The organism is Acidithiobacillus sp. TH-A36 (genome assembly GCF_057473445.1).
The window spans coordinates 1-9,468 of the sequence record NZ_JBYCKP010000494.1; the positions used below are offsets into that span (position 1 = coordinate 1).

A 9,468-nucleotide genomic window follows, 5' to 3' on the forward strand; every position below is an offset into this window, starting at 1 on the left:
GCCGTCAGAACCTGCCGGCACTGCCCCATACGGATGAAACCGTAGCCAATGCCCGTCGTGGTGGCTATGTCATCAAGGATGCCGAGGGTGGTAAGGCGCAAGGCATTTTGATTGCTACTGGTTCTGAAGTTGAACTGGCCCTGGCGGCCCAGGCGAAACTGGCTGAACAGGGTCACGCCGTTCGCGTGGTTTCCATGCCTTGTATGGACATCTTCGCCGCTCAGGATGCCGCCTATCAGGAAAGCGTTTTGCCTGCCAGCATCAGCAAGCGGGTCGCCATTGAAGCAGGCACCACGGGGCTCTGGTACAAATACGTCGGATTGCACGGAGCCGTCGTCGGTATTGATCATTTCGGGGCTTCCGCTCCGGCACCGACGCTCTTCGCCAAATTCGGCTTCACTGTGGACAACGTTGTTGCCCAGTTCCAGTCGCTTTGAATTCATTTGCAATTTTGAGGAGTAAATATAATGACCATTCGCGTAGGTATTAATGGTTTCGGCCGTATCGGCCGCATGGCTTTTCGCGCCATCGCCAAGGAAGCAGAGTTCAACAACATTGAAGTCGTTGCCATCAATGACCTGCTTGAGCCTGCCTATCTGGCCTACATGCTGCAGTATGATTCAGTTCATGGCCGCTTTCAGGGTGAAGTCAAGGTTGAGGGCAATGATCTCGTCGTCAACGGCAAGAGCATCCGCCTGACCGCCGAACGCGATCCTGCCAATCTCAAGTGGGGCGATGTAAACGTAGATGTAGTCATTGAGTCTACCGGCTTTTTCCTGACGGGCGAGACCTGTCAGAAGCATCTGGATGCGGGCGCCAAAAAAGTGGTGCAGTCTGCGCCCTCCAAGGATGACACCCCGATGTTTGTTTACGGCGTAAATCACAGCAAGTATGCCGGTGAAAAAATCGTATCAGCAGCTTCCTGCACCACCAACTGCCTGGCGCCCATCGCCAAGGTGCTGAATGATCACTTTGGCATCAAACGTGGCCTGATGAGTACGGTACATGCCGCTACCGCGACACAGAAAACCGTTGATGGCCCCTCTGCCAAGGACTGGCGCGGTGGCCGTGGCATTCTCGAAAACATCATTCCTTCCTCAACCGGTGCTGCCAAGGCCGTGGGCAAGGTGATTCCAGAATTGAACAAAAAACTGACCGGCATGGCTTTCCGGGTGCCCACTTCTGACGTTTCGGTGGTTGACCTCACCGCTGAGCTGAACAAGGAAACCAGCTACGAAGAAATCTGCAAGGCCATGAAAGCCGCCAGTGAAGGTCCGCTCAAAGGCGTTCTCGGCTACACGGAAGCCTCAGTAGTTTCCACCGACTTCCGTGGCTATCCGACCCCGTCCATTTTTGACGCTGGCGCCGGTCTGCAACTGGATCCGACTTTCGTCAAGGTAGTGTCCTGGTATGACAATGAATATGGTTATACCTGCAACATGATGCGCTTCGTCAAGCACGTCGCCAGTCACTGATGATCACTGCAAACTGGAGATGCCATCATGCAAGTTCTGACCTTTGAAGACCTGTGCAAGCGTGGCCTTGCACAAGGCAAGCGGGTTTTTATCCGCGCTGATCTCAATGTTCCCCTGAGCAAGGATGGGGCAATTGCCGACGACACCCGGGTACGGGCTTCTGCACCTGCGGTCCAAATGGCTCTGGATGCCGGTGCCGGCGTCATGATCACCTCGCACCTGGGTCGCCCCACGGAAGGAGAATTCAAACCCGAAGACTCTCTGGCACCGGTGGCCAAGCGACTTTCCGAGTTGCTCGGTCGTCCAGTCCGTCTGCAGGCGGACTGGGTGGACGGAGGCTTTGAAGTCAAGCCCGGTGATGTGGTCATGCTCGAAAACTGCCGCATCAACAAGGGCGAAAAGAAAGATGACGATACTTTGGCGCAGAAATACGGAAAACTCTGCGACATTTTCGTCAATGACGCTTTTGGTACCGCCCATCGCGCCGAAGCCAGTACCCATGGTATTGCCAGGTATGCACCGACTGCCTGTGCCGGTCCCCTGCTGGTGGGTGAACTGGATGCGCTCGGCAAGGCCCTGCAGAATCCCAAACGACCATTGGTCGCCATTGTTGCGGGATCAAAAGTATCCACCAAACTCACCATTCTCAAATCACTGGCCGATAAGGTAGATCAGCTGGTGGTAGGCGGTGGTATTGCCAATACCTTCATTCTTGCCGAAGGCCATGGAGTGGGTAAGTCGCTCTGCGAGGCCGATCTGGTTCCCGAGGCAAAAGCCATTATTGCCGGCGCCAAAACCAAGGGTGGCGCAGTTCCCCTGCCTACGGACGTGGTCGTTGCCAAGGAATTTTCGGCCACGGCACCGGCTCGGACCTGTGCGGTGGCCGACATTGCCGAAGACGACATGGTTCTGGATATCGGCCCTGAGACCGCCAGAGCGTTGAGCGAGATTCTCAGAAAAGCGGGGACCATCGTCTGGAACGGCCCGGTAGGCGTCTTTGAGTTTGAAAATTTTGCGGGTGGAACCAGGGCCATTGCCCAGGCTGTCGCTGAAAGCACGGCATTTTCCATTGCCGGTGGTGGCGATACCATCGCGGCCATCAACCAGTTCCACATTGAAGACAAAGTTTCTTACATCAGTACCGGTGGCGGTGCCTTTCTGGAATTTCTGGAAGGCAAAAGCTTACCGGCCGTTGCCATACTTGAAGAACGTGCACGAGGTAACAACACTTGATACGCCGGACGAAAATCGTCGCAACCCTGGGCCCTGCAAGTTCTGATGTGCAGGTCATCGATCGTCTGATCGAGGCGGGCGTCGATGTCGTCCGCCTCAATTTTTCTCATGGGTCTCCCGAAGACCATGTGCAAAGAGCGGAAATGGTACGCGAGCGGGCACGGGCCCATGGTCGCGCCATTGGGGTCCTGGCCGATTTGCAGGGCCCGAAAATCCGCATCGGCAAATTTGCCGATGGCAAAATTCATCTGAAAGAAGGCGAATCCTTTATTCTGGATATTCACTGCAGCGTGGGAGATCAAACCCGGGTAGGGGTGACTTATCCGCAGCTGATCAGCGATGTGGATCGTGGTGCCACACTGCTGCTCAATGATGGCATGATTGTGCTCTGGGTCGAGAAGGTTCAGGGTGGCGAAATTCATACCCGGGTAGTACAGGGTGGTGAATTGTCCAACAGCAAGGGGATCAACCGCGCCGGTGGTGGCCTGACCGCGCCGGCCCTGACCGATAAGGATCGGGCCGACATCATTACGGCCGCCCGACTGGAAGCTGATTATCTGGCAGTTTCCTTTCCACGCAGTGCGGCAGATATGGATGAAGCACGTCGCCTGTTCCGGGAAGCCGGAGGACATGGTGCCCTGGTTGCCAAAATCGAGCGCGCCGAAGCAGTCGATGCCATTGAAGAAATTTTGGCGGTATCCGAGGCCATCATGGTGGCCCGGGGAGATCTGGGGGTGGAAATTGGCGATGCGGCCGTTCCTACAGTGCAGAAGCGCATTATCGCCCTGGCTCAGAAACATAATCGCCTGAGTATCACCGCTACCCAAATGATGGAGTCCATGATTCATCAGCCCATACCCACGCGTGCCGAAGTTTCCGATGTGGCGAATGCGGTTCTGGATGGTACCGATGCGGTCATGTTGTCGGCAGAAACGGCGAGCGGCGCTTATCCCGTAGAGGCCGTGGCAGCGATGGACCGTACCTGCCGCGAAGTCGAACGACATGCCCCCAGCACCAACACCCTGCAGATTATTGATCGCCCGCTTGCCGGAGTGGATGAAACCATCGCAGCCGCCGCACTTCTGGCTACCCTGCGCTCATCTATTGCCGCCATTGCCGCCTTTACCGAAAGTGGCGCTACGGCATTGTGGTTATCGCGGGCTAATCCCAGGGTGCCCATTTATGCGTTGACGCCCCAGGTGTATACCCGCCGCAAGGTGACTTTGTACCGGGGTGTTCATCCGGTGAATTTCCCCCAAAACCGTCATGATGATCCTGTGCAGGTAATGCGCGCGGCCGAAGATGAGCTGCGCCGTCGTGGTGCAGTGCGCGACGGCGACCTGATGTTGATTACCATTGGTGAGCCCATTGGCTCTCCGGGCGGAACCAATACCCTGAAACTGGTCCGTGTGGGAGATATCTCCCATCGCGGCTAGACAGAAACAGACGAACCGGACTGACGGGCGGCTTGCAGTTTGCCTATCCCGTCTATAGGATTGATTAAAAACCAACCATTTTTCATTCACGTTTAGGAGAAGTGCTATGGCCCTCGTTTCACTGCGCCAGCTATTGGATCACGCTGCAGAACACAGCTACGGAATCCCCGCATTTAATGTCAACAACCTCGAACAGGTTCGTGCCATCATGGAAGCCGCCGCTGCTGTGGATGCGCCGGTTATCCTGCAGGCATCTGCGGGTGCCCGCAAATATGCGGGTGAACCCTTCCTGCGCCACCTTATTTTGGCGGCCATTGAAGAATATCCCGATATTCCCGTCGTCCTCCATCAGGATCACGGTGCCAGCCCGGCCGTTTGTATTCAGGCCATCCGCTCCGGATTCTCCAGCGTCATGATGGACGGCTCCCTGATGGAAGATGCCAAAACCCCGGCCAGCTACGATTACAACACCGCCGTCACTGCCAAAGTGGTTGAAATGGCCCATGCTGTAGGCGTTTCTGTGGAAGGTGAACTGGGTTGTCTGGGATCCCTGGAAACCGGCATGGCCGGTGAAGAAGACGGCGTCGGCGCCGAAGGCTGCCTGACCCACGACCAGATGCTGACCGATCCGGAAGAAGCCGCCCAATTTGTGAAGGCCACCAAACTGGATGCCCTGGCTATCGCCATTGGTACCAGTCATGGCGCCTACAAATTTACCCAGCCGCCAACCGGCAAGGTACTGCGTATTGACCGGATCAAGGAAATTCACGCCCGTATTCCCGATACCCACCTGGTCATGCATGGCTCCAGTTCCGTGCCCCAGGAATGGCTGAAAATCATCCACGAATTTGGTGGTGACATTGGCGAAACCTATGGCGTGCCCGTCGAAGAAATTCAGGAAGGCATCAAAAACGGGGTGCGCAAGGTCAATATCGACACCGACCTGCGTCTGGCTGCCACGGGTGCTGTGCGCCAGAGCCTTTACAAAAACCCGAAGAACTTCGATCCCCGCAAGTTCCTCACTGCTTCTCTGGATGCCATGCGCGACATCTGCCGTCAGCGTTTCGAAGCCTTCGGTACGGCTGGCAATGCCAGCAAGATCAAGGTCGTTCAGCTGGACGACATGTTCAAGCGTTACAAGAAAGGTGAACTGGATCCCCGCGTCACTGGTCTCTGAAGCGATTCCAGTATTTGCAAACGGCGAGGGCGCACAGCGCTCTCGCCCTGTTTTGGAGGCCGTATGACACAATTCAAGATTTCACCCTCCATTCTCTCCGCTGACTTTGCCCGCCTGGGTGAAGAAGTGCGGGCAGTGGATGAAGCCGGCGCCGACTATATTCATATCGACGTCATGGACAACCATTTTGTACCCAACCTGACTATTGGACCGCTGGTCGCTGCGGCCATCAAACCCCATACCCAGAAGCCTCTGGATGTGCATTTGATGATTGCCCCGGTGGACGCCATCATTCCCGAGTTTGCCAAGGCCGGTGCCAACATCATCACCGTGCATCCGGAAGCCACCATTCATCTGGATCGCACCATTCAGTTGATCCACAGCCTCGGTTGCAAGGCTGGCGTATCCCTCAATCCCGGAACGCCCCTCGATGTGCTGGACTACGTCCTGGAAAACCTGGACCTGGTACTGGTCATGAGCGTCAACCCCGGTTTTGGCGGTCAGAGTTTCATTGACTACACCCTGCGCAAGATCGAAGCCATCCGCAAGCGCATAGACGCGACCGGCAAGCCTATTGAACTGGAAGTAGATGGTGGCGTTAAAGTCGATAACGTACGCCGGGTCGCCGATGCCGGTGCCGATGTATTTGTCGCCGGCAGCGCCATTTATAACACTCCAGACTATAAAGCTACCATTGCGGCTTTCCGCAAGGCACTGGCGGGTTAAATGACGGTGCAACTGAACGTCAGCGCACCCTTCACGGCGCGGGTGGTACTGCTGGATCTGGACGGTACGCTCATTGATACCGCTCCGGATCTGGCCGGAGCCGCCAACCATGCTCTCCACAAGCTCGGGCGACAGCCTGCCGGGATGCCGGTCATTCGCGGCTTCATCGGCAATGGCGTACGTGAACTGATGCGCCGGGCCCTGAGTATTCAGCAGGAACCCAGCGAAACAGAACTGGACGCCGCCATGGTCGATTTCAGTCAGTACTACGGAGAGCATCTGCTGGATCACAGTCAGATTTATCCGGGCGTAAGCGATACCCTCAAAGCCCTTCAGGCGCAAGGCCGGGAGCTGGTCTGCATCACCAACAAGGCCAAGGCTTTTACCGAACCCCTGTTAAAACGTCTGGAGTTATATGACTTTTTTGGCCTGGTCCTGTCGGGTGACAGCCTTCCCAAAAAGAAGCCGGATCCATTGCAACTCCTGCATGCTGCCGCCCACTTTCATCAACCGGTAGGTGACTGTTTGTTGGTTGGGGATTCCTGCAATGATACCCAGGCAGCCCGCGCAGCAAATATGCCCATCGCCTGTGTAACCTATGGATATCATGGTGACGAACCCGTACACACGCTCAATCCCGATGCTGTACTGGACAATATGAGTGAATTATTGGATATTCTCGCCTGACACAGGAGCAACGGAAATCATGCGGAAATTGGAACGTGCGGGAAAACGATGGCGTCGCTGCTGAAAAGCAGTGCCCTTCTTTTCATCGTTCCAACGAGGTGATCCGTGATTTCTGAAGCCACTTTTGCTGCTCTGGCAAGCCAGGGCTATAACCGCATTCCCCTTTCCCGCGAGGTCATTGCCGACCTCGACACTCCCCTTTCCGCCTATCTGAAACTGGTGGATGGTCCCTATGCCTATCTGCTCGAATCCGTTCAGGGTGGAGAAAAATGGGGGCGCTACTCCATCATCGGACTCCCTGCCCGGCTGATCATCCGCGTGCATCACGGGTTGGTGACTGTCCACAATCAGGGTATCGAAACGGAACGCGCCCAGCCGCAGGACCCGCTCGAATGGATCAGCGCGTTTCGCGCGCGCTTTCGGGTCGCCCCCCTGGAAGACGTCATTGATGACCGCTTCAGTGGCGGGCTGGTCGGTTATTTCGGATACGATATTGTTCGCTATATTGAGCCGCGTCTGGCCCGTAACGCAACCCTGCCTGACCCGCTCGATCTGCCGGAAATCCAGTTGCTGGTGGCCGATGAGCTGCTGATTTTTGACAATTTGCGCGGAACCATCCGGCTTCTGGTTCATGTGGACCCCAGTCACAACAATGCCTATCACCAAGGCCTTCAGCGCCTGGATGCGCTTCAGAAGGGGCTGCGACAAAGCGCCATGCCGCCGCCCCCCCCCGTGCAAACCCGCAGGGTGAGGGAAGAAGACTTCACGGCCAGTTTCAGCCGTGAGGGATACATGGCCGCAGTGGATCACATCAAGGATTACATTGCTGCTGGCGACGTCATGCAAGTTGTGCCTTCGCAACGCCTGTCCACCGAACTGGGTGCCCATCCTCTGGACCTTTACCGGGCCCTGCGTGGCGTCAATCCTTCTCCCTACATGTTTTATGTAGATCTGGACGACACTTATCTGGTGGGCTCTTCGCCGGAAATTCTGGTCCGGGTGGAAGACCGGCAAGTCACGGTACGCCCCATTGCCGGAACCCGTCCCCGGGGCAAAAACCGGGCAGAAGATGAAGCTCTGGAAAAGGAGCTTCTGGCAGACCCCAAAGAACGTGCCGAACATCTCATGCTGATTGATCTGGCCCGCAATGATGTGGGCCGAATTGCCGAAGTCGGTTCGGTCACGCTGACAGATTCCTTTGGCATTGAACGCTACTCCCATGTCATGCACATTGTTTCCCAGGTCACGGGTCGGCTGCGCCCGGAGCTGGATGCCATGGATGCCCTGCGCGCCAGCTTTCCGGCGGGCACCGTATCAGGAGCGCCGAAAATTCGTGCCATGGAAATCATCCGGGAAATCGAACCGGTATCCCGGGCCGTATATGCCGGGGCCGTGGGCTACTGGGGCTGGAATGGCAACATGGATACCTGCATCGCCATCCGTACGGCCGTCATCAAAAACGGCACCCTGCATATTCAGGCCGGAGGGGGCATTGTGGCCGACTCCGAACCCGCAGCAGAGTGGGAAGAAACCATGAACAAGCGCCGCGCCATGTTCCGGGCTGTAGCACTGGCCGAAAACGGCCTCGACCCCGAAGGGAGGGCAGATCATGCTGCTCATGATTGATGACTGCAGACAAAGCTTTCTGAAGATCGAGCAAGCCAGGCCCAATCGCCAGATCATCCCAGTTACCGATGGATCTCCCCGGCATTTACATTCTGCTGCCGGAGGAATGCCTTGTGCTAAAATATTCTTACCAGGTAAGAGGAGAATGTTGTCATGTTAACAACCGTTTCCGATAAAGGCCAAGTTGTCATTCCGGTGGAAATCCGTCGCCGCCTGGGCATCACCCCCGGCTGTCAACTCGATTTCAGCCTGGAAGGTCATGTCATCCACGCCGAGGTGAAGCGCCAAGTCACTCCAACCACTGCCGAAGACGGCTTTGGCATGCTGGTTTGCACACGGCCGGGAAAACGCCGTCTTGCCGATTTCGATGTCGCCCTCGCCATGCGTGAAAGCAAAGATGATCGCCCTTGATACCAACATTCTGGCACGTTTCTATGTGGCTGACCCGGCTGACCCTGAGGCAGCCAGACAGCGACCGATTGCCCACAGACTCCTGACCGAATCCCCCCAGGTGTTCGTACCCCTGACCGTAATCCTTGAGCTCGAATGGGTCTTGCGCGCCTTTTATGGCTTTGCGGACGAAGATTTCGTCAGGGTCGTCAAACATCTGCTTGGTCTGCCCAACGTCAATGTCGAGGAATGGTCGCGCATCGCCGATGCCTTGGCCTGGCACACAGAGGGGCTCGACTTCGCCGATGCCCTGCACTTGCTGGCCAGCAGCCATTGCACGGAATTCATAAGCTTCGATGACCGTCGATTTGCACGCCGCGCCAAACGCCTTGGTGTTGCACCTGCAGTCGTTGTACCTGCCAAGTAGCCGTCGCCAAAGAGGTTATGGAAGGGACATGATTCGCGAGTATTTTATGGTAGAGTACATACAAATCAACAGGATGGAGCAATTATGCTGCTCATGATCGATAATTACGACAGCTTCACCTACAACCTGGTGCAGTATTTTGGCGAGCTTGGTGCGGAAGTACGGGTAGAACGCAATGACGCCATTGATATTGCCCGCATTGCCGAGCTGGCCCCCAGCCATATCTGCATCTCGCCCGGTCCCTGCACCCCCAATGAAGCGGGCATTTCCATTGCCACCATCCAGCACTTT

Annotated in this window: 11 protein-coding genes; all 11 read left to right on the plus strand. The window is 56.3% G+C overall.

All coding sequences use genetic code 11. The features are described 5' to 3' along the window. Positions 1-437, plus strand: a 437-nt coding sequence (locus tag AC2VLY_RS12600; RefSeq protein ID WP_486922385.1) for a transketolase-like TK C-terminal-containing protein, incomplete at its 5' end; no start/stop codon positions are given. 30 nt (positions 438-467) lie between these two features. Continuing rightward, complete coding sequence (gene gap, locus AC2VLY_RS12605; protein WP_486891851.1) at positions 468-1,475, plus strand: type I glyceraldehyde-3-phosphate dehydrogenase; 1,008 nt, start codon at positions 468-470, stop codon at positions 1,473-1,475. Positions 1,476-1,502: 27 nt separating this feature from the next. After that, positions 1,503-2,708 (plus strand): phosphoglycerate kinase, encoded by a 1,206-nt coding sequence (locus AC2VLY_RS12610; RefSeq protein ID WP_486891850.1) that lies wholly within the window; start codon positions 1,503-1,505, stop codon positions 2,706-2,708. Continuing rightward, on the plus strand, positions 2,705-4,144 hold the full coding sequence (pyk, locus tag AC2VLY_RS12615; RefSeq protein WP_486922386.1) for a pyruvate kinase: 1,440 nt from the start codon (positions 2,705-2,707) through the stop codon (positions 4,142-4,144). Before AC2VLY_RS12610 ends, pyk begins: the two co-directional genes overlap by 4 nt. 106 nt (positions 4,145-4,250) lie before the next feature. Continuing rightward, entirely contained in the window at positions 4,251-5,321 is a 1,071-nt protein-coding gene (gene fba, locus AC2VLY_RS12620; RefSeq protein WP_010642497.1) for a class II fructose-bisphosphate aldolase, read from the plus strand. Between the two features lie 63 nt (positions 5,322-5,384). Next, positions 5,385-6,047, plus strand: coding sequence for a ribulose-phosphate 3-epimerase (gene rpe / locus AC2VLY_RS12625; protein ID WP_193650355.1), 663 nt, complete (start codon positions 5,385-5,387; stop codon positions 6,045-6,047). Further along, positions 6,048-6,734, plus strand: a complete 687-nt coding sequence (locus AC2VLY_RS12630; RefSeq protein ID WP_193650354.1) for a phosphoglycolate phosphatase — start codon at positions 6,048-6,050, stop codon at positions 6,732-6,734. 105 nt (positions 6,735-6,839) lie between these two features. Beyond that, a complete protein-coding gene (gene trpE, locus AC2VLY_RS12635; RefSeq protein ID WP_486891849.1) occupies positions 6,840-8,360 on the plus strand; it encodes an anthranilate synthase component I in 1,521 nt (506 codons plus the stop codon). Positions 8,361-8,513: 153 nt separating this feature from the next. Then, positions 8,514-8,771, plus strand: coding sequence for an AbrB/MazE/SpoVT family DNA-binding domain-containing protein (locus AC2VLY_RS12640; protein WP_193650352.1), 258 nt, complete (start codon positions 8,514-8,516; stop codon positions 8,769-8,771). Next, a complete protein-coding gene (locus AC2VLY_RS12645; RefSeq protein ID WP_486922387.1) occupies positions 8,758-9,177 on the plus strand; it encodes a type II toxin-antitoxin system VapC family toxin in 420 nt (139 codons plus the stop codon). The genes AC2VLY_RS12640 and AC2VLY_RS12645 overlap by 14 nt, the downstream gene beginning before the upstream one ends. Before the next feature lie 84 nt (positions 9,178-9,261). Beyond that, positions 9,262-9,468: glutamine amidotransferase-related protein (locus AC2VLY_RS12650; protein WP_486922389.1), on the plus strand; the 207-nt coding region annotated here is incomplete at its 3' end.